Below are 19,674 nucleotides of genomic sequence, written 5' to 3'. Positions count from 1 at the left end.
GAAACAGTCTCTGACCTGTTGCTTCTCCTCGATCACTAGGCCATGCTCCCCATCATAACGGCCTGTACATCCTGTACATTCTTTACAGATGGCCGTGCGAGAGGAGACGTACGTCATGAACCGACCGGCCGCCCGCTACGTCCTGCCCCAGTTCACCGAGCGCACCAGCGCGGGCCACCGCACTCTCGATCCGTACTCCAAGCTGCTCGACGAGCGGATCATCTTCCTCGGCACCGCCGTCGACGACACCGCCGCCAACGACGTGATCGCGCAGTTCCTGCACCTCGAGTACGCGGCACCGGACCGTGACATCGCCCTCTACATCAACTCCCCCGGCGGCTCGCTCAGTGCCATGTCCGCGATATACGACACGATGCAGGTCATCACCTGCGATGTGGAGACAACCTGCCTGGGGCAGGCCGCCTCCACCGCCGCACTGCTGCTCTGCGCCGGGGCTCCCGGCAAGCGGATGGCACTGCCCGGCGCCCGGATCGTCCTTCAGCAGCCCGGGTTCGAGGAGCCGTTGCAGGGCCAGCCGTCCGATCTGGAGATCCAGGCACAGGAGTTGCTGCGACTGCGGACCCAACTCGCCGGAATGCTCGTACGCCACACCGGCCAGACCTCCGAGCGGATCAACGCCGATCTGGAACGCGACAAGATCTTCGACGCCGAGGACGCCAGAGCGTACGGACTCGTGGACCATGTGATCAAGAACCGCAAGACTTCGCTCTCCTCCGCCGGTTCGAGGTGAGCACCGGATGCTGCCACCCGAACAGCCGCCACTGCCCGCGCTGACCCGCGCCGAGTGCGAGTTCGTCGACAGCTATCTCGAAGTCCTCGATCTGCTGGGGCGGATCAATCCGGCCCGTGGCACGCACACCTATGGCGCACTCCGGGCGGCACAGGCGCTGGTTGGACGGGCCGAGGCGCTCAAGGACGCCCTGACGCTGATGCATATGCGCGGCGAGAGCGAGGTGCATGCGGCGACGCTCGCAGAAGCACTCAGAGTGCTCGACGGCGAGCGGCGGGCGCGGCGGGTGACAATGCCGCCCGCGACCATGAGTTGACGAAGCAGCGGCTTGCGTACGCCATCAGGGTACCGGGGTGCATCCCCCATTCGATGGAGTCGACGCCCCTTCAGCGACTACGGACAACTTGCGCGCCATGACTACCGATCTGGCGGAATGACTTGTTCCGGTGCTGGTGCGAGACTCCTCAACTGTCACGTACCCGTCCGCAAATCCGTTCTGTCCACCCGAACAGGTCAGGGGTGGCAAAGCTCACAAACGGCCGTTTCAACTCGGAAATTCGGCACAGAGTGGGTCAAGATCCCTGGGACGACAAGCCCCCGCCACCTCGGCGGGGCGGTCCGGGCGGACGCCGAGTCCTGCCGCCGCACCGGATGTCTGGTCGACAGGAGTGCATCGGCAGGAGTGGAGGACCCAAGCAGAGCGGGACAGCCGGACGGTCCGGCGGTCCCTCGGGGTGAAGCCGCATCCGCGGCCGGGCATCTTCGTCCGTCCGAACCCGACAGGTCATCCTTCACAGGCGGCTGACGAAGGGTTGCGCATGACTGCGCAGATTCATGTCCCGTACTTGATGACCAGGGCGGGCGCCGTGTCGGCCCTGACCCTCGCCGCCGTCGGCGGCTCACTGCTGGCACCGGGCGCCGTTCCGGAGGCGCACGCGGCAGCGACCCACGCGAAAACGGCACTCAAGGTCGCCGCCTCGAAGAAGGGGGCGCCCTACAGGTTCGGCGCCGCGGGTCCCTCCCGGTTCGACTGCTCAGGGCTGACGCTCTACTCGTACAAGAAGGCGGGCAAAAAGCTCCCGCGTACCGCCCAGCAGCAGTACAACAGGACCCGCCATATCCCGGCCTCCTCCCGGCAGAAGGGAGACCTGGTGTTCTTCCACTACGGCAGCCGGGTCTACCACGTGGGCATCTACGCCGGCCGCGGCAAGATCTGGCACTCGCCGAAGACCGGCTCCTGGGTGAAGCTGGAGAAGATCTGGACCAAGAAAGTCTGGTACGGCCGGGTGCGCTGACGGCGGTGGCTCATCGCGCGCCGATCGCCGCGTTTCGCCGGGGCGGTCGGTGCGCGGGCTCCCTCCGGCGCGCCGGTTCAGTGCGCCAGCGGCTCGGCGAGCAGGGTCACTCCGAGAGCCGTGAGCGCTCCGCCGGTGACGCCTTCGACGGCCCGCGTGGTGCGCGGCCTGCGCAGCCACGTCCCGAGACGGTCCACGAGCAGAGCCACCGCCGGGAACCAGACCAGAGCCAGCGCGACCACGATCGTCGCGAGCAGCAGAGTGCGCGGCAGGACCGCCGCACCGTCCGGAACGAACTGCGGGAGCAGGCTGAGGAAGAGGACCGGGGCCTTCGGGTTGAGGACGTTCGTGAGGAAGCCCTGGCGCAGGCTGCGGCCGATGCCCTGCGCGGCCGGGCCCAGCGGATCCTCCACCGCGAGCGCCGGGCGCAGGGCGGAGCGTACAGCCCGTACGCCCAGGTAGAGCACATAGGCACCGCCCAGAATCTGCAGCGTGCGGAAGAGCACCGGCACGGCGACCAGCACGGCCGCGAGTCCGGCGACCGCCAGCGCGGTGTGCACGAGCAGTCCTCCGGCGACGCCGACCGCGCAGGCCACGCCCGCGCGCCGGGAGGCGAGCGCATTGCGTACGACGACGGTGAAGTCCGCGCCCGGCATGGCCACCATGCCCGCGGCGACCCCGATGAAGGCGACCAGTTGTGCGTCCATGGCCACCATCGTGGACCGGGCAAGGCCTTAACGTGTACTTGCAATCTTCTGGGTCTGCCTAAAGCAATGGTTAAGGGGTGGCATGTACGACCCGACGCGGCTGGCGGCGCTCGTGGCGGTCGCCGAGGCCGGTTCGATCACCCGGGCCGCCGCCCGTCTGGGCTACACCGCGCCCGCGCTCTCCCAGCAGCTGGCAAAGCTGGAGCGCGAGGCGGGGGCGGCCCTGCTGGTGCGCAGCCATCGCGGGGCGCGGCTGACCGCCGCGGGCGAGCTGCTGGCGGCTCGGGCCCGCCGGGTGCTGGACGAGATGGACCGGGCGCGGCACGAGCTGGCGCGGCTGTCCGGGCTGTCCGGCGGGCGGCTGCGTGTGGGGACCTTCACCACGGTGGGCGTCCATCTGCTGCCGCCGGTGCTGAGCTCGTTCCGCCGGGCGCATCCGGATGTGGAACTGACCGTCGCCGAGTACGAGCCGCCGGGCGGGGTCCTGGCGGTGGCGGCGGGCGAGGTGGATCTTGCGCTGACGCACACGTACGAACCGGCCGAACCGGCGCCGCCGCCCGCGGGTGTGGTCCTGGATCCGCTGCTGGTGGAGGAGTTGGTCCTGGTGACGGCGCCCGGACATGCGCTCGCGGGTGGCTCGGGGCGGCTGCCGGTGGCCGGTCTCGCCGGACAGCCGCTGATCAGCAGCGCGCCCTCGCATCCGCCGCGCAAGGGGGTCGAGACGGCGCTCGCCCGGGCCGGGGCCACGCCTGCGGTGGTCTGTGAGTCGCCCGGCTACGCGCTGGTGTGCGCACTGGTCAGCTCGGGGATCGGAGTCGCGGTGGTGCCGGAGATGGTCGCGGCGATGTCGGCTACGCCGCTCGGCGTACGGCAGTTGGACCCGGCGGACTTCCGGCGGACGATCTCTGTGGCGCACCGGGGCGAGGAGTCGGGGCCGGCGGCGGAATCGCTTCGGGCGCTGCTGCGGGGCGCGTTCGGCCGTGCGTGAAGTGCGGGGCGTATCGGCAGGGGCAAGGGCAGTCGGGCCGAGGCTCTTCCGGTCGAGGTCAGTTCTGGACGGGAGCCGTCCAAGGAAGGGCGATCCAGACCGTCTTGCCGCCCTCAGGGGTCGGTGTGACCGAGAGCTGTCCGCCGTACTCCGCCGTGAGGCTGCGAATGATGACCATGCCGCGGCCGTTGTCCTGCCTGACCGCGGCCGGCAGCCGCTGGGGCCAGCGGGGATGACTGTCGGTGACGCCGATGCGCAGTTCCTCGTCGCGCTCGAGACGCAGGTCCACGGTGAAGGTCGGCGACTGGCCGAAGGTGTGCTGGACGGCGTTCGTGGCGAGTTCGGAGACGATCAGCCGGACGGTGTCGACGGCGTCGGTCCCGACGGGCAGACCCCACTCGGAGACAACACGTGCGACATATCTCCGGGCAGCGGAGACCGAGGCGGGATCGCTCGGCAGGGTTACGGAGGCTTCCTGATGGTCTGCCATGGCGAGCTGTCCCTTTCCCACCGTGGCCGCGCTCCGACTCGTAGCGGAATTGCAAGGACGGCCACGGATTGTGCTTCGCGCCAGAGTGCCACCTCACGTGCTTCCCCAGGTGGCGATCCACCAAGATATGCGGATACCTGTCGCTCAAAGCGGTGAACTCTGCTACGCGAGACCGTATTTGGGCGCACAATTGCTTGTTGACCGCGGACGGAGGCGGGACGCCGTCAACCGGCCGGTGCGAGCTCGATGATGGTCTTCGTGGCCTGCTCGATCTGCTGATCCGTCAGATCCGCGCGCGCCGTGAGCCGGAGCCTGGAGATACCGTCCGGCACCGACGGAGGACGGAAGCAGCCGACCACAAGCCCGGCGGCGCGGCAGTCCGCGGCCCACCGCAGAGCCGCCTCGGGCGACGGAGCCTGTACGGAGACCACAGCGGCGTCGGGGCGTGCGGAGATGAGTCCCGCGTCCGTGAGCCGCCGGTGCAGCATCGCGGCGACAGTGCGGGCCCGGTCCGCCAGCGCCGGTTCGCGGCGCAGCAGCCGCAGGCTCGCCAGGGCCGCTCCCGCTGCCGCGGGAGCCAGGCCGGTGTCGAAGATGAACGTACGGGCCGCGTTGACCAGATGGTCGATCACCCGGGCGGGGCCGAGGACCGCTCCGCCCTGGCTTCCCAGGGACTTGGAGAGCGTGAGGGTTGCGACGACGCCGTCGGCGCCCGCGATGCCCGCGGCGTTCAGGGCCCCCCGGCCTCCTTCGCCCAGTACGCCGAGCCCGTGCGCGTCGTCGACGAGCAGGGCGGCTCCGTACTCACCACAGGCTTCCGCCAGGCCCGCCAGCGGTGCCGCGTCGCCGTCCACCGAGAAGACCGAGTCGCTGACCACGAGTGCCCGCTGCCCCGGGTGCGCCTCCAGCGTCTTGCGTACGGCGTCGACGTCCGCGTGCGGTACGACCGCGGTCTCCGCGCGCGAGAGCCGGCAGCCGTCGACGATCGAGGCGTGGTTGCCCGCGTCGGAGACGATCAGCGAGCCGAGGCCGCTCAGCGCGGTCACTCCGGCGAGGTTCGCGGCATAGCCCGAAGAGAACACCAGGGCCGCCTCGAAGCCGCAGAAGGCTGCCAGCTCCCGCTCAAGGTCGGCATGGAGGGCGGTACTGCCCGTGACGAGCCGGGAGCCGGTGGCTCCCGCGCCCCAGCGGCCGGCCGCCTCGGCCGCGGCGCCGGTGATCTCCGGGTGACGGGTGAGGCCGAGATAGTCGTTGCTGGCGAGATCCAGCAGCTCGGACTCGGCGGTGCGCGGCCGGAGCGTACGGACGAGACCCGCGCGCTCACGGCGGCGCGACTCGTCGTCGATCCAGGCGAAAGGATCCTGGTGCATGGTGGTCCGGTCCTTTTGTAGGCAGCGCACAGACCCTAACCGGGGTCGCTGGAGGAGCGGATGTGGCCATGCACACACCTCAAACATGCTCTGTTGTGGAGTTCCTCCTTGGCCCTGGCGCATGCCGTACGTAAGGATCAGCGCCATGGACCTGCTGACCACGCTGGTGGACAAGGGGCTGCGGCGCGAGCTGCCGACCCGTGAAGAAGCGCTCGCCGTGCTGGCGACCTCCGACGACGATGTGCTCGAAGTGGTGGCCGCGGCCGGCAAGGTGCGCCGCCAGTGGTTCGGGCGACGGGTGAAGCTGAACTATCTCGTCAACCTGAAGTCGGGGCTCTGCCCCGAGGACTGCTCGTACTGCTCGCAGCGGCTCGGCTCCAAGGCCGAGATCCTCAAGTACACCTGGCTGAAGCCGGACGAGGCCTCGCAGGCGGCGGCCGCCGGTGTCGCGGGTGGTGCCAAGCGGGTCTGCCTGGTGGCCAGCGGCCGCGGTCCGACGGACCGGGACGTGGACCGCGTCGGCAAGACCATCGAGGCGATCAAGGAGCAGAACGAGGGCGTCGAGGTCTGTGCCTGCCTCGGGCTGCTTTCGGACGGCCAGGCGGAGCGGCTGCGGGACGCGGGAGCCGACGCGTACAACCACAACCTGAACACGTCCGAGGCGACGTACGGGGAGATCACCAAGACCCACACGTACGCCGATCGCGTGGACACCGTGCAGAAGGCGCACGCCGCGGGGCTCTCCGCCTGCTCCGGGCTGATCGCGGGCATGGGCGAGAGCGACGAGGACCTGGTCGATGTCGTCTTCTCGCTGCGCGAGCTCGACCCGGACTCGGTGCCGGTCAACTTCCTGATCCCCTTCGAGGGCACCCCGCTGGCGAAGGAGTGGAACCTCACCCCTCAGCGCTGCCTGCGGATTCTTGCCATGGTGCGGTTCGTCTGCCCCGACGTGGAGGTACGGATCGCAGGCGGCCGCGAGGTGCATCTGCGCTCGATGCAGCCGCTCGCGCTGAACCTGGCCAACTCGATCTTCCTCGGCGACTACCTGACCAGCGAGGGCCAGGCGGGCAAGGCCGACCTCGACATGATCGCGGACGCGGGCTTCGAGGTGGAGGGCACGGACACGACGACGCTGCCGGAGCACCGTGCGGACGCCTTGGCCGGCGGCGGCTGCGGTTCGCACTCCGGCGGCTGCGGACCGTGTGGTGACGGCGAGCCCGCCGCGGCCGAGGCGCCCGTCGCCGAGGTTCCCGCGGCGCGCACGGATCTGGTGGCCGTACGCCGCCGTGGAACGGGCACGGATCTCGCGCCCAATGCCTGAGTCCGCGTACAGCCCCGGCGAGCTGCTCGACCTGGACCGGGCACACGTCTGGCATCCGTACGGCCCGATGCCGGGCCGTACGGACCCGCTGATCGTGGAGTCCGCGTCCGGGGTACGGCTGCGGCTCGCCGAACCGGTCCACGGACAGCGCGAGTTGATCGACGGCATGTCGTCCTGGTGGTCGGCGATCCACGGCTACAACCACCCGGTCCTCAACGAGGCCGCGCAGGACCAGCTGGGGCGGATGAGCCATGTGATGTTCGGCGGGCTCACCCACGAGCCCGCCGTCCGGCTGGCCGCGAAGCTGGTCGAGATCACGCCCGAGCCGCTGCGGCACGTCTTCCTGTGCGACTCGGGCTCGGTTTCGGTCGAGGTCGCCGTGAAGATGTGCCTGCAGTACTGGCGCTCGGTGGGGCAGCCGCAGAAGCAGCGCCTGCTGACCTGGCGCGGCGGGTACCACGGGGACACCTGGCAGCCGATGTCGGTGTGCGACCCCGAGGGCGGGATGCACGAGCTGTGGTCGGGGGTACTCCCCCGGCAGATCTTCGTGGGTGCGCCGCCGGCGGAGTTCGAGGAGTCGTACGCGCAGGAGCTGCGCGAGGCCGTCGCGCGGCATGCGGACGAGCTGGCCGCGGTGATCGTGGAGCCGGTGGTGCAGGGTGCGGGTGGGATGCGGTTCCACTCGCCCTCGTATCTGCGGGTGCTGCGGGAGGCGTGCGACGAGCACGGGGTGCTGCTGGTCTTCGACGAGATCGCGACAGGATTCGGCCGTACGGGCAATCTGTTCGCGGCGGAGGCGGCCGGGGTCTCGCCCGATGTGATGTGCCTGGGCAAGGCGCTGACCGGCGGCTACCTGTCGATGGCGGCGACGCTGTGTACGACACGGGTGGCCGAGGGAATCTCGCGCGGCGAGGTGCCCGTGCTGGCGCACGGCCCGACGTTCATGGGCAATCCGCTGGCGTCTGCGGTGGCATGCGCCTCGATCGATCTGCTGCTCGCGCAGGACTGGCAGCAGGAGATCAAACGCCTGGAGGCGGGCCTGCGGGACGGTCTCGCGGCGGCGGCCGGGCTGCCCGGTGTACGGGATGTCCGCGTGCTGGGCGGGATCGGCGTCGTGCAGCTGGACCACGAGGTGAACATGGCGGCGGCCACGGAGGCGGCAGTGCGGCAGGGGGTGTGGCTGAGGCCGTTCCGGGACCTCATCTACACGATGCCGCCGTATGTGACGGGCGACGAGGATCTCGGGCGCGTGTGCGGCGCGGTGCTCGCGGCGGCGGCCGCGGGCTAAGGCTGACGCCCGCGCCCCGGGTGCGCCGGCTTCGCGGCGCAGACGGGCACGCGCGGGAGGCACTTCGGCGTACGAACCACACCCGCGCCCGTGGCGTACGGTCCTTCGCGCCGCTCACCGGCGGCGGGGCGCCGGAACCCGGCGCGGGGTCAGGGCTTCGCGCCGCTCGGCACGGCGTGCGCTCCTGGCGCCGGGAGGCGTCACGGAGCGCCTGGCTCGCGGGGCAAGGCGGCGCGGGCAGACTGGCACGCGGGCAAGGCCGCGGTTTTGGCCCTCCCGCCGTACAACCGAAACAGAAAGGCAGGGCACAGCCATGGCAGTCATCGTCGTCACCGGGACCGGGACCGAGGTCGGGAAGACCGTCGTCACCGCCGCCGTCGCCGCGGCGTTTCGGGCGCACGGTCGGTCTGTCGCCGTGGTGAAGCCCGCGCAGACCGGGATTGCCGTCGGGGAGGACGGCGATGTCGCGGAGGTGGTCCGGCTCGGCGGAGACGTGGTCGGGGTCGAGCTTGCACGGTTTCCCGAGCCGCTCGCTCCCGCCACCGCCGCGCGGCGGGCCCAGATGGCGGCCGTGCGGCCCGCGGACGTGGTCGAGGCCGTGGAGAAGCTCGCCGCCGATCATGACCTCGTACTCGTCGAGGGGGCCGGAGGCCTTCTTGTGCGTCTCGACGAGGAGGGGGCGACCCTCGCCGATGTCGCCAGGCTGCTGGCCGCGCCCGTGCTCGTCGTCGTAGCCGCCAGGCTCGGCACACTCAACACGACCGCGCTGACCGCGGAGGCCCTGCGCGCACGGGAGTTGGAGCAGCTGGGTGTGGTCGTCGGCAGCTGGCCCGACGAGCCGGATCTGGCCGCGCGGTGCAATCTCGCGGACCTGCCCGAGGCCGCCGGGGCGCCGCTGCTCGGGGCCGTGCCTCAGGGAGCGGGCGCGCTGGCGCCTGCCGACTTCCGTGCCCGCGCCGGGAGTTGGCTCGCGCCCCGGCTCGGCGGCGTGTGGGACGTGGAGGCGTTCACCGCGGCCGTACGCTGATCCGCATGCGAGCCCGTATCGAGGAGATCGTCTTCGACTGCCACGACCCCGCCCGTCTGGTGCGTTTCTGGGCCGCCCTGCTCGGCGGCGACCCGGTCGACCGGAGCGAGGACTGGTCGTACATCGATCCGCCCGGCTTCGTACGCGTCGCCTTCCAGCGCGTGCCGGATGGCACTTGCGTTCGAGACGTAACCAGGCGCACCCTGGCGGTATGACCCGATACGTCGCTCTGTACTGCCGCATCTCGAAGGACAAGCGCGGCCGTCGCGAGGGCGTCGAGGCCCAGGAGAAGTGGGGACGCGCCTACGCCGCCCACACCTGGCCCGGCCTGCCCGTGAAGGTCTTCGCCGATAGTGACATCTCGGCCGCCGGTGACGCCCACCGCCCCGAGTACGAGCGCCTGCGGGAGTCCCTGGCCCGCGGTGAGATCGCACATCTGTGGGCCGTAGAACAGTCCCGGCTGGAGCGGCGCGAGGTCGAGTGGTTCCGTCTTGCCGCCGAGCTGAACGCCGCGGGCATCACTGAGCTCCACACCAATCGCGACGGCATCGTCCGGGTCCGCGACGTGGTCGCTGGGATCAAGGCCGTGCTCAACGCCGACGAGGTGCGGACGCTGAAGAAGCGGATCAACGACACCCTTGACAGTCGGGCGGCTGACGGGCGGCCTCCGGGAAGCACGCCGTTCGGGTACCGGCATGCGCAGGACGGCGAGGGTGGCAAGACATACGTCGTCGTGCCCGAGGAAGCCGAGGCGATCCAGTGGGCCGCTGCGAGAGTGCTGGACGGCTGGTCCCTCGCGAATATCGCCCGCGAACTGCGCGCGAAGCCCCGCGGACTCACCGGCCCGCACCGTATGAAGGTCAGGGACGAGCTGGGCGAGGTGGTCACCGATGTCTCCGGGAACCCCGTCACCCGCCCGTCGAAGCTCACCGCGGGCAGCGTCAGGAACATGGTCAGCAAACCGACCGTCGCCGGGTACCGCGTGCACCGCGGACGTGTCGTAGGGCGCGGCAACTGGGAGCCAATCCTCGACGAGGCAACGTGGCAGGCATGCCGCACCAAGCTTGCCGCGCCCCGCGTGGTCACCACCAGCGACGGCTCCACCTACCCGGTCACCGCCAATCACACCGGCAGCACCGGGCGCAAGTACACCCTCACCGGCGGGCTGGCCGTCTGCGGGGAGTGCGCCGCACCGATGACCGGTTCGTTGAAGCGGCTCAAGAACGGCGTGAGGAAGCCCTACTTGCTGTGCCATCCCAACCGGGGCGGGCGGGGCTGCGTCGGAATCATGCTGGACGAGACGGAGCAGCATGTGGCCGACGCGCTGTTCGACGAGCTGGACCGGCCCGAATTCCTCGACGCGCTCGGCGCCGACGACCACGCACAGCGCAGGGACAAGCTGACCGCGGCACTGTCTGCCGTCGACGCCGACCGCGCCGAGCTGGCCGAGGAGTGGGGCGCCGGGACCCTGTCGGGCGAGGAGTGGAGGGCGGCGCGCCGCGGGCTGGCCGAGCGGGAGGACCAGTTGCGCGCCGATCTCGCCGGCGTTCCGGCGCCCGTGGGGAGCCTCGACATCACACGCGCCCGCGCGTCGTGGCCGATCATGACGCTCGACGAGCGGCGCGAGCTGCTGCGGATGTTCATCGCGAAGGTGACGATCGAGCGTGCCAAGCCCGGTACGAGGGCCTTCGACGCCGGGCGGGTAGTGATCGAGTGGAGGCAGCAGTGAGCGCGAAGACCTTGCTCACGGTGTACTGCGGTCAGTGCGAGGCTGAGGGGCTGCGCTCCCCCGGCAAGCTCGGGGTGGTCGAACGCACGGACAAGGGCACCATCCGGTGGCGCGTGGACGCACCGCGTCTGGCCCGGCTCAACCGGCCCGGCCGCCCCTGGCGGGGCTGGCGTGGAGGTTCCACCCTTGAACGCGCCGCTGACTCGCACTTCGCCGCGCCGAAAGACCTGGTCGCCCTCTGCCCCCACCACGGGCGCGGCCACCTGCTCACGGCCGATGTTTTCGAACACCGTGGTACCGTGACGCTGACAATGACGGCCAGCGGCTAAGCCGCAAACCGGGGACGGCATCCCGGACACGCCCCCGGAGGGCTGTCCACATGCCTGCCCGAACCACCGCCGCGACCGAGGCCCACGCCCGGAACGCCGCACACCGAGCCGTCGATGACCCAGCCCAGCTTGCCCGCGCCGCCCGTATCGTGCGCGCCGCCCTGGCCCGCCAGCGGATCACCCTGGCCGAGCTGACCCCACTGCCCGCATCTCCCCGTCGCCGGGGCGGTGACCGGACGTGAACACGAGAAAGGGCCCCCGAGAGGGCCCAATCAGAGAAGGAGCGGCGGCAACTTCTTCAGCCAGCATATATGCCCAGCCGGACCGCGCGCTGGACCTCCGAGCTCTCGACGAGAGCGAGTCCTTCCACACCGCTGCACTGGTGTACGCGGCTGCTGGAATCTTCACCTTCCCCTTGAAGGACAAGAACACGCCGCTCGTCAAATGGGGCAGCGAGGCAACCACCGACCCGGCCACCATCTCTCGTTGGGCGCGCCGTTGGCCCGATGCCTGGCTCGGGATCGCTGCCAAGCCATCCGGGCTGCTCGTGGTGGACCTCGATACCAAGCACCCGCCCATCAACGGCATCGAGACCTGGGCGCAGTTGACATTGGCCGCTGGCGATCCCGAGGCCGCACCGGCTTGCTACTTCGATCGCACCACACTCATTCGCACCACCAGTGGTGCCCTGCACCTCTGGTTCGCCGACACCGAGGGCATACCGGGACGCAACGACATGCTGCCCGGCGTCGACGTAAAGGGCGCTGAGGGGACGTATGGAGGTTTCGTCGTTGCCCCGCCGAGCCCGGCGTACGAATTGCTGGGACTGAAGCCACCGATGAAACTGCCTGACTGGCTCGCGTTGGTCCTCAGCCATGATGACAAGCCCAACGCGCGCGACCCTCACACATACACACAGGGAAGTATTGCTGGCACTTCCGGGCTCCTCTCGTGGCTGGGTGGTGTCCAGCCGGGCGGGCAAGACGAGGCGCTTTGCTGGGCCGTGCGCGCGCTCCGCGACAAGGGTCTGTCCCCGCAGGAAGCGGGCGATCTGCTGTGGCCCGTCGTGTCCGCGTGGCCCTGCTCCGCCGCTCCGTGGACGACCGACGACATCGAGCGCCACCTGCGGTCCGCGTACGGGGAGGTGCCGTCATGAGCCCTCTGTGGACACCCGCCGCGGCCATCGACGGTGCCGAGCTTCTCGATGCGGTCGAGGATTTCTGCCGGCGGTTCAGCGCCCTCCCCTCGGACCACGCCTATGTGGCCGTCGCGCTGTGGGCCGCGCACACACATTTCATCGACTGCTTCGACTCGACACCCCGGATCGCCTTTCTGTCGCCGGAAGTTGGCAGCGGTAAGACGCGGGCGCTCGAAGTGCTTGACACCCTGGTGCCGCGGCCGATGCAGGCCGTCAACTGTTCTCCCGCGGCTCTCTTTCGCGCCGTGTCCGACACCGAGGGGCGTCCGACGGTCCTCTACGACGAGATCGACACCGTGTTCGGGCCCAAAGCACGCGACAACGAGGACTTGCGCGGCCTCTTGAACGCCGGTCACCGCCGGTCGGGCGTCGCCTACCGCGTTGTCGGCGTGGGCACCACGATGGCGGTCAAGGAGTTTCCTGCGTACGCCGCGGTCGCACTGGCCGGTCTGGGCGCGCTTCCCGACACGCTGCTCAACCGTTCCGTCGTGGTGCCGATGCGGCGGCGCGCCCCGAGCGAGCATGTCGAGCCGTTCCGGGTGCGGGTGCACGAGCCGGAGGGCAACTACTTCCGCAATCGGCTCTCGTCGTGGGCCATCCAGGAGGCGCGGAAAGTCACGGGGTCGTGGCCCGAGCTGCCCGAGGGAGTGACGGACCGGGAGGCCGACAAATGGGAACCGCTCATCGCCATCGCCGACGCCGCGGGTGGTGCGTGGCCACAGCGGGGCAGGGCGGCGGCGGAGTGGTTCGTCAAAGAGGCTGGACGGTTGGACCGGGTCTCCCTCGGCGTCCGGCTGCTGCTCGACATCAGGGCCGTGTTCGAGGCGCGGGGAACGGACCGCCTGTCCAGCGGGGAGCTGCTGAACGCGCTGCACGAGATCGACGACGCGCCCTGGGCCTCCCTGAAGGGCGAGCCGATCGACGCCCGGTACCTGTCCAGGACGCTTCACAACTACGGCGACGGCAACGGCGAGCCGATCGGTCCGACGAACATCAGGACCCCGTTCGGGGTCGCCAAGGGGTACACGAAGGCAATGTTCTTCGACGCGTGGCAGCGCTATGCACCCGCTACGGAGCGTGAACGCAATGGTCCGTGACTCTCCATTCACCCGAAGTCCGCTACACCCGCTACGGCCGCTACACCGCAGGTCAGGGGCATTGTCCCGTGTAGCGGACATTCCGGGGATCGGCTACGCCCGCTACACCGCGCACCCTTCTGACCTGCACTGTTACCCCCGTAGCGGGTGTAGCGGACTTCGGGCGGACGAGCCAACGGAGTTTACGCACGGTAATCAGACCGAGTATCTGAGGAGGTACCAAAATGACGACGCGCAAGTCCAGTTGGGAACGGAAATTGCCCAAACCGTTTGCGGCCAAGTATGAAGCCCTGCGCTGCGGATTCTGCGACGCACTCGCCGAAACAGGCAGGCATGACAAATCATGCGTCATGCGCAGCAGTTCCGATGCACGGCCGGTCGAAACCGACGACGACGACCAATTGCCGTACTTCAAGAGTGGAGACTGACATGCAATCACAAGACACCGTCACCTGTGACGTGTGCGGGAAGACTCTCAACGTCGACGACGCTTTGTTCGGCGCGAAGTTCAAGCCAAACGCCCCAAAGAACAAGGCCACGAAGCTGATGCTGAAAAGGTCCGGGGGCCGGTACAACTGGCTGGCAACGGCCTGCAATGAGCAAGAACTCGCCCTGTACGACGAACTACTCAAACTCGGAACACCTGAAAGGCGGTGCTGACATGGGTTCACAAGATACGCACAGGAATGGCGATGACGGCATGCACGAGCTGGACATGGACCGCCTGCCGTTCGAGATAACGCGTGCACTCGACGAGAACGGCATCATCCCCGAGATGCTGACCCCCGGGCTGGCCGCGCGGCCCGAGATTGGCGAGTTGGTAATCCTGTCTGAGGGTGAGGAGGTCTGCCGTATCCCGCGCTACCGGCTGCGCACACCCGACCCTGAATTGCTGCGGAGGGCGGCGCACGCCACCCTGGCGACAATGCCGACCGATATTGCTGACCGGTGCTCGACGGCCATCAACCAGGGCGCGTTCGAGGTCGAGGCACCGCCCGACCAGGACTACGTGTACGTCAATGTTTTCCTGGGCGACGGCGAGCCGTTCAAGTTCTTCAAGGCCCATCGCCGGACGGTAGTACCCGGCTGGCCCGAATGACCGGTACAATGACTGCGTCGTTTCCGCTCGGAATCTGAGGAACGCCGGACCGCCAGGAGAGACGGACCAACCGGACACCTCGGTCGCCATGGGAAAAGGCGCAGTCGTCATTTCCGATTGCCCCCTGGCGGTGAGTTCCTTGAGCGTCGACCTTCTGTACCGCGACTCCCTCCTTGTCCGCGCCGACAACGCCGGCCGGACCGTCTACGGCACCGCCGTCCCATACGGCCAGATTGCCGAGATTCAAGAGGGCGGCCGTGTCTTCCGAGAGCGGTTCGAGTACGGCAGTTTTGCCCGGACCATCAAGTTGCGCGGCGACAAGGTCCGTCTGTTCACCGGCCACCAGCACCAGCGCTTGCCTATAGGGCGGGCCAGTGAGTTGACCGAGATGCGCGACGGCTTGCATGTCAGTTTCCTCGTCTCCGACACCACCGAGGGCAACGAGGCGCTGACGCTCGTCCGGGACGGCGTGGTGTCCAGCTTCAGCGTCGGCATCAAACCGATCAGCGAGCGCATGGACGGTGACGTGCTCGTCCGCACCGAAGTCGCGCTGTACGAAGTCTCGCTCGTCGGAATGCCCGCCTACGAGGGCGCGGCCATCGCGGGCGTCCGTACTGCCCGGCAACCCCTTTCCGTCGACCTCGCAAGGCGGCGGCTCGAACTATTGATCTTTGATTGGTGATGATCCAAATGACTGTGAACGAACGGCGGGAGGAGCTGGTCGCTGAGGCACGCGCCATCCTCGCCCGCAGTGACGGCGCACTCTCCAAGGACGACGAGGAGCGCTACACCGAGATCGAGGGCGAGCTGAAAGACATGAAGACGCGCGGCGACAGGCTCGCAGCTCTCCGCCAGGTAATGGCTGACGGCAGGACCGAACGGGGCACGGCCGAGTACGAACAGCGCGACGACAGCGATCCGGGCTACGACGTTGAGGCCGAACGACGCAAGATCAACAAGAGCAACGCCGATCTCGCGAAGGCGTTCAAGTCCGCCGTCAAGGCACGGCACTTCGAACCGATTGACATCGTCGACCCGTCGCCCCGCAGTTGGTACCGGCCCGGTGTCGAGCTTCGCGACTACGGCAAGATCCTTACTCGTGAAGAGACGACCGGTGGCGGCATCCTCACCAGGGACACGATCAAGTCCACTGCCACGCAAGCACTCTCGACGTCGGTGTATCAGAACGTGGTGCGCCATCTCGTCGAGAACTCCAGCGTAATGGCCGCCGGTGCCACGGTAGTTACCACACCGACCGGGGAAGATCTGGTCGTTCCGAAGTCAACTGCCTTTGTCAGTGCGGCGCTTATCGGTGAAGGCGCGTCCATCACGGAGAGCGATCCGACCATGGCGATCAGGACCATGGCGGCCTATAAATACGCGAGCTTCTGGCAGTTGAGCCGTGAGCTGGCCGACGATACGCCGACCGATTTGCTGGAGAGCATTGCTGCCGGAGCCGGTCAGGCGCTCGCCCTGGCATTCGGCCCTCATCTGGTGACGGGCTCGGGGTCCGGGCAGCCCCTCGGGGCAATTACCGGCAGCAGCTCGGGTGTAACCGGTCCTACTGGTACTTCGGTGTCACTTGGCACGCAGGCAACTGCCGCACAGGGCACGGATTTGCTTTATGATCTTGTGGGTTCCGTTGCAGAGCCGTACGCACGTTCTGCCGCTGCCGGGTTCGTGATGCGCAATGCCAGCCTGTCCATCGTGCGCAAGCTCAAGGCATCAACCGGCGAGCCTGTGACCGGCTTCGGCAATGGCGGCAGTCCCGGCCCGAACCAGGTTTTGGGGTGGCCCGCATATGTTGATCCGTCAGTTGCCGCGATGGCAGCCAACGCCAAGTCGATCCTGTTCGGCGACTGGTCAAGGTACTTCGTCCGCATCGTGAACGGCATACGAGTTGAGCGATCTGATGAATTCGCGTTCCAGACGGACCTCGCGTCCTTCAAGGCCGTCATCAGGCTGGACGGTGCCGTCATCGACGCCGGTGCCCTGCGCTACTTCACCAACTCGGCAACGTGAGGCGGGGATCGCTGTGGGATTCGACATCGGTCCCGGCAGGCCGGATGACGTGTTCGGCTGGCTGTTGGACGAGGAACCGCTATTCAGCCCAGGCTGCCGGTGGTGCGACTGGATCTCCGAGGAGTCCGGGCCGGGCCACGACAAAGACTGCCCCAACCGTCCGTTCAATCAGGGGGACTGAGAAGCGGGGGCCGCCCTTAATCCTCCGGGGGGTGGCCGAGCGCAGGCAGGGGTGTTCCATCTCCCGCCCCCGCCTTGCTCGTGGACCAGGGTGCGCTGCTTCGGGTCGTCGCTCTGGTCCACTCCCAACACAACCAGCCAGCCAGCCAGCCAGCCAGCACACGCGCACAGCCGAGGGAGGCAGCGGCCATGGCCAGCACATCCACACCCACACTCATGCCGACACGCGTACCTCGCTGCATCGCCCAGTGCTCCGATGCCGTGCCCCTCGTTGACGGTGTGGGTGTGTGCGAGCACGGCGTCCGGCACACGGCCTGGCCGACGGACGATGGCCTGAGGATCATGTGGCTAACGCATGGGTCGAATGCGTCATGGCTTGCTCACATTGCTTACGTCCAGCGTCATGAGCGTGAGCGAGCTGAGCGTGTCGCGACGTCGGTCGGTCACCGGCATGGCCAGGGTCCTGTGTGCTCATGTGCGGCGTGACCCTTGGCACCCGTGCATCCCTGGTCCACTGCTCCGCCAGTCGCCCGGTCCACTGCACCGCCAGTCGCCCGCCAGGCAGGCCACGCCGTGCCACCACGAGGCCGGGTACGGCGGGCCCAAGCCGGGCCACTGCACACCCTGGGGGGGCGGTCATCCGTCGAAGAAATGATCACGGTGATGGACCCCGCACTCGGAATCATTTCCCCCTCTAAGTAAAAAACTTCCTCCGGGATGCGGAACGTCACTCTTTGCGGCGTCGGCTTGCTTCACCCAATATGGCGTGACCCTGACCTAAAGTGGTGATCATGTCGGCTTTCAGGCGATGCGCGGAATGCGCGGCAGAGCTGCGCGACCCATGGGTGCGCCGCACTTATGAGCAACCCGGTGACTTGCCTGAGTGGTGCTTCAACTGCATGTCGAAGACGCCGCACAACGGCGCTCACTGGTATGCGATGCCCGACGGAGGGTACAGGCCGGAGCCTCCGTCACAGGGCTGGAGGGGCACACCCGAATTTGAGTTGCCTGTGCCACAGGACGAGGAATGAAGTGGTCGCGATGAGAGGCAAGCCCCACAAAGACCGCCTGGGTCTCCACGTCGGTCTCCACGTCATCGAAGGCAACGATATGGACCCTGCGCGGGTCGATCCGGTCAGGCCGTGGGTCCGGCATTATTGGTGGTGGCAGCGACGGCCAATCGCCGGGGCGATGCGAAGGCTCTACAAAGCGTCCGGTGCCGCCTCGAAGCTGTACTGATACCCCACCGTCAGCCGGTTCGGCAAAACCCACTCGCCGTATTCGATGACGCCCTCGTCGTCCCACAGCCGGTGCGCACCCGCCAGGACCGGTGAACCGACCCGCAGGCCCAGGAAACTTGCCTCGCGTGCGTCCGCCTCCCTGCCATGCACATCGTCGCGTCCAGCAGTGACACGCCGTGCGGTGGCTTCCTGGATGCGCGGCAGAAGCCCCGCGGACTTGCTCGCAGCGGTGGACAGCAACTCGGGTACGAGGGCGGCGAAGGGGGCCGGATACCAGGTCACCTGGAGCGACAGGCGCTGCATGCCCTTGCCGGTGTGCCACTGCCGCCGGACCACCTGGTCACCCTCGTCCAGTCCGAAAATCTCACTGACGTACACCGGCGGGACGACCAGCTCGGCAACTGTGACGATCATCGTCTCGCCCTTGCCCAGCACGGACCCGGTGCGCAGGACCCGCGTGATCCGCTCGTATGAACTGGGCGCTACCTCTGGGGCATTGGCGACGAAGGTGCCTCGCCGGCTGGTGGTGATGTAACCCTCGACGCCGAGCTGGTCGAGACTGCGGCCGAGGGTGGCGACGGCCACGCCTTCCTGCTTGGCCAACTCCCGTACAGGCGGCAGCTTCTGGCCTTCCTTGAGTGTCCCGTCCAGGATGCGGGCCCGGATGCGTTCGGCGACCTGCATGTACGGCGGTGCGGTGTCCGGCATGGCGACTCCTCTGTCCTAGGTCACCGGCGAGTGTACTAGGACATGGCGAAATACCCACCGGAGATTGCGAGTTGAGCGTGTCGTCATGACCTAGGTCATGGTTACGGTTGTCCTAGGACACGCCGGAAGCAGGGAGCCTGGCCATGGGAACTGACGACTCGCCACAGAGCTACACGCTTGCGGAGCCGAACCCGGAACCGTCGCCGGTGCCCGGCTGTGCGGAGTGCCTGGCCATCGCAGTGCGGAGGCGGAACGCCCGGTCCGGCGGGGACTTCAGCGGAGCGTCGGACGCGAATGTCGTGCTGATGACTCACCTGTCGGAGGACCACCAGTGACTAGGTCGATCATCCGCCGCGTCGACTGGACATGCAGCCCGGAGCACGCGCCCGAGGCCCCGCCGATCGTTCACGAGTTCCAGTGCACGACCTGCGAAGACACCGGCGAGGCCAGCGAGGACTTCGAGACAGCGCGAGGCTGGACGTTCGCCCACACCGGCCGCAACCCGTCGCACACCGGCTACCGGGAGCTGATCCACCGGTACTGGCGGCTGACGCTCATGGGTTGAGTCGAGGCGATGGTCAGGTCTCACTGCTGGGCATCGGGCGGGTACGTCTTCGCACCACTTCCCGGAGGGCAAGTCGGCCAAGAACCGGCTCCATCTCGATCTCGACGCGGGCGATGTCGACGCTGCCGCCGACGAGGCGGTCGCGCTCGGCGCCGTACGGCTGGGACCGGCCATCACCGACGAGTACGGCCGCTTCCAGGTGCTGAGGGATCCCGAGGGCAACGAGTTCTGCTTCGTCTGACCGGGGGGACAATGACGGTGAGCGCACC

Annotated in this window: 24 protein-coding genes, 1 pseudogene and 1 riboswitch; of the genes and pseudogenes, 21 read left to right on the top strand and 4 right to left on the bottom strand. The window is 68.3% G+C overall.

Features of this window, described 5'->3' with window-relative positions; genetic code table 11:
• The first annotated feature begins 115 nt into the window (after positions 1 to 115).
• From OHA61_RS34215 to OHA61_RS34205, 3 genes are all read left to right on the top strand, one after another.
• Positions 116 to 751: a ClpP family protease gene (locus OHA61_RS34215; RefSeq protein ID WP_406307577.1), complete on the top strand. Its 636-nt coding sequence runs from the start codon at positions 116 to 118 to the stop codon at positions 749 to 751.
• Positions 752 to 758: 7 nt separating this feature from the next.
• On the top strand, positions 759 to 1,067 hold the full coding sequence (locus tag OHA61_RS34210) for a hypothetical protein (RefSeq protein ID WP_406264664.1): 309 nt from the start codon (positions 759 to 761) through the stop codon (positions 1,065 to 1,067).
• Positions 1,068 to 1,381: 314 nt separating this feature from the next.
• Positions 1,382 to 1,566: riboswitch (cyclic di-AMP (ydaO/yuaA leader) on the top strand.
• 3 nt (positions 1,567 to 1,569) lie between these two features.
• A complete protein-coding gene (locus tag OHA61_RS34205) occupies positions 1,570 to 2,046 on the top strand; it encodes a C40 family peptidase (protein ID WP_406306270.1) in 477 nt (158 codons plus the stop codon).
• A 77-nt stretch (positions 2,047 to 2,123) separates the two neighbouring features.
• On the opposite strand, the gene OHA61_RS34200 is transcribed toward OHA61_RS34205, so the two are convergent.
• Positions 2,124 to 2,753: a LysE family translocator gene (locus OHA61_RS34200; protein WP_389368935.1), complete on the bottom strand. Its 630-nt coding sequence runs from the start codon at positions 2,751 to 2,753 to the stop codon at positions 2,124 to 2,126.
• Positions 2,754 to 2,835: 82 nt separating this feature from the next.
• Between OHA61_RS34200 and OHA61_RS34195 the strand changes: the two genes are divergently transcribed.
• Entirely contained in the window at positions 2,836 to 3,741 is a 906-nt protein-coding gene (locus OHA61_RS34195; RefSeq protein WP_406306269.1) for a LysR family transcriptional regulator, read from the top strand.
• 58 nt (positions 3,742 to 3,799) lie between these two features.
• Here OHA61_RS34195 and OHA61_RS34190 read toward each other — a convergent pair whose 3' ends face one another.
• Positions 3,800 to 4,231, bottom strand: a complete 432-nt coding sequence (locus OHA61_RS34190) for an ATP-binding protein (protein ID WP_324990114.1) — start codon at positions 4,229 to 4,231, stop codon at positions 3,800 to 3,802.
• A gap of 224 nt (positions 4,232 to 4,455) precedes the next feature.
• A complete protein-coding gene (locus OHA61_RS34185; protein WP_361912627.1) occupies positions 4,456 to 5,601 on the bottom strand; it encodes an 8-amino-7-oxononanoate synthase in 1,146 nt (381 codons plus the stop codon).
• Between the two features lie 145 nt (positions 5,602 to 5,746).
• On the opposite strand from OHA61_RS34185, the gene bioB reads away from it, so the two are divergent.
• From bioB to OHA61_RS34115, 14 genes are all read left to right on the top strand, one after another.
• Entirely contained in the window at positions 5,747 to 6,922 is a 1,176-nt protein-coding gene (bioB, locus tag OHA61_RS34180; protein ID WP_406306268.1) for a biotin synthase BioB, read from the top strand.
• Positions 6,915 to 8,210 carry an adenosylmethionine--8-amino-7-oxononanoate transaminase gene (locus OHA61_RS34175; RefSeq protein WP_406306267.1) on the top strand — a complete coding sequence of 432 codons (1,296 nt, stop codon included), beginning with the start codon at positions 6,915 to 6,917 and terminating at the stop codon, positions 8,208 to 8,210. Before bioB ends, OHA61_RS34175 begins: the two co-directional genes overlap by 8 nt.
• A gap of 313 nt (positions 8,211 to 8,523) precedes the next feature.
• Positions 8,524 to 9,237, top strand: coding sequence for a dethiobiotin synthase (bioD, locus tag OHA61_RS34170; RefSeq protein WP_406306266.1), 714 nt, complete (start codon positions 8,524 to 8,526; stop codon positions 9,235 to 9,237).
• A 5-nt stretch (positions 9,238 to 9,242) separates the two neighbouring features.
• Complete coding sequence (locus OHA61_RS34165) at positions 9,243 to 9,452, top strand: VOC family protein (RefSeq protein WP_406306265.1); 210 nt, start codon at positions 9,243 to 9,245, stop codon at positions 9,450 to 9,452.
• Complete coding sequence (locus OHA61_RS34160; RefSeq protein WP_406306264.1) at positions 9,449 to 10,966, top strand: recombinase family protein; 1,518 nt, start codon at positions 9,449 to 9,451, stop codon at positions 10,964 to 10,966. The genes OHA61_RS34165 and OHA61_RS34160 overlap by 4 nt, the downstream gene beginning before the upstream one ends.
• Positions 10,963 to 11,295 carry a hypothetical protein gene (locus OHA61_RS34155; protein ID WP_406306263.1) on the top strand — a complete coding sequence of 111 codons (333 nt, stop codon included), beginning with the start codon at positions 10,963 to 10,965 and terminating at the stop codon, positions 11,293 to 11,295. Before OHA61_RS34160 ends, OHA61_RS34155 begins: the two co-directional genes overlap by 4 nt.
• A gap of 50 nt (positions 11,296 to 11,345) precedes the next feature.
• On the top strand, positions 11,346 to 11,537 hold the full coding sequence (locus tag OHA61_RS34150) for a hypothetical protein (protein ID WP_406306262.1): 192 nt from the start codon (positions 11,346 to 11,348) through the stop codon (positions 11,535 to 11,537).
• Positions 11,534 to 12,451, top strand: a complete 918-nt coding sequence (locus tag OHA61_RS34145; RefSeq protein WP_406306261.1) for a bifunctional DNA primase/polymerase — start codon at positions 11,534 to 11,536, stop codon at positions 12,449 to 12,451. The genes OHA61_RS34150 and OHA61_RS34145 overlap by 4 nt, the downstream gene beginning before the upstream one ends.
• A complete protein-coding gene (locus tag OHA61_RS34140) occupies positions 12,448 to 13,590 on the top strand; it encodes a DUF3631 domain-containing protein (RefSeq protein WP_406306260.1) in 1,143 nt (380 codons plus the stop codon). The genes OHA61_RS34145 and OHA61_RS34140 overlap by 4 nt, the downstream gene beginning before the upstream one ends.
• 224 nt (positions 13,591 to 13,814) lie before the next feature.
• Positions 13,815 to 14,018, top strand: a complete 204-nt coding sequence (locus OHA61_RS34135) for a hypothetical protein (protein WP_406306259.1) — start codon at positions 13,815 to 13,817, stop codon at positions 14,016 to 14,018.
• A 1-nt stretch (position 14,019) separates the two neighbouring features.
• Positions 14,020 to 14,250: a hypothetical protein gene (locus tag OHA61_RS34130; RefSeq protein ID WP_406306258.1), complete on the top strand. Its 231-nt coding sequence runs from the start codon at positions 14,020 to 14,022 to the stop codon at positions 14,248 to 14,250.
• Positions 14,251 to 14,290: 40 nt separating this feature from the next.
• On the top strand, positions 14,291 to 14,689 hold the full coding sequence (locus tag OHA61_RS34125; RefSeq protein ID WP_406306257.1) for a hypothetical protein: 399 nt from the start codon (positions 14,291 to 14,293) through the stop codon (positions 14,687 to 14,689).
• 139 nt (positions 14,690 to 14,828) lie between these two features.
• On the top strand, positions 14,829 to 15,371 hold the full coding sequence (locus OHA61_RS34120; RefSeq protein ID WP_406306256.1) for an HK97 family phage prohead protease: 543 nt from the start codon (positions 14,829 to 14,831) through the stop codon (positions 15,369 to 15,371).
• The gene (locus OHA61_RS34115) at positions 15,371 to 16,711 is read left to right on the top strand and encodes a phage major capsid protein (RefSeq protein ID WP_406307576.1); all 1,341 of its coding nucleotides are present in this window, start codon (positions 15,371 to 15,373) and stop codon (positions 16,709 to 16,711) included. The genes OHA61_RS34120 and OHA61_RS34115 overlap by 1 nt, the downstream gene beginning before the upstream one ends.
• A gap of 1,382 nt (positions 16,712 to 18,093) precedes the next feature.
• On the opposite strand, the gene OHA61_RS34110 is transcribed toward OHA61_RS34115, so the two are convergent.
• Positions 18,094 to 18,840 carry a GntR family transcriptional regulator gene (locus OHA61_RS34110; RefSeq protein ID WP_406306255.1) on the bottom strand — a complete coding sequence of 249 codons (747 nt, stop codon included), beginning with the start codon at positions 18,838 to 18,840 and terminating at the stop codon, positions 18,094 to 18,096.
• A 143-nt stretch (positions 18,841 to 18,983) separates the two neighbouring features.
• Here OHA61_RS34110 and OHA61_RS34105 point away from each other — a divergent pair, with 143 nt between their 5' ends.
• The 3 genes and pseudogenes from OHA61_RS34105 to OHA61_RS34095 all read left to right on the top strand — a co-directional run.
• Positions 18,984 to 19,175 (top strand): hypothetical protein, encoded by a 192-nt coding sequence (locus OHA61_RS34105; protein WP_406306254.1) that lies wholly within the window; start codon positions 18,984 to 18,986, stop codon positions 19,173 to 19,175.
• Positions 19,172 to 19,405, top strand: a complete 234-nt coding sequence (locus OHA61_RS34100; protein WP_406306253.1) for a hypothetical protein — start codon at positions 19,172 to 19,174, stop codon at positions 19,403 to 19,405. The genes OHA61_RS34105 and OHA61_RS34100 overlap by 4 nt, the downstream gene beginning before the upstream one ends.
• A 58-nt stretch (positions 19,406 to 19,463) precedes the next feature.
• Positions 19,464 to 19,646 (top strand): annotated as a pseudogene (locus OHA61_RS34095) (VOC family protein); the annotation flags it as partial.
• Between the last annotated feature and the right edge of the window lie 28 nt (positions 19,647 to 19,674).

The sequence above is a fragment of the Streptomyces sp. NBC_00885 genome, assembly GCF_045207475.1.
Taxonomy (GTDB): Bacteria; Actinomycetota; Actinomycetes; order Streptomycetales; family Streptomycetaceae; genus Streptomyces.
This window is presented reverse-complemented; position numbering and strand designations above follow the sequence as displayed.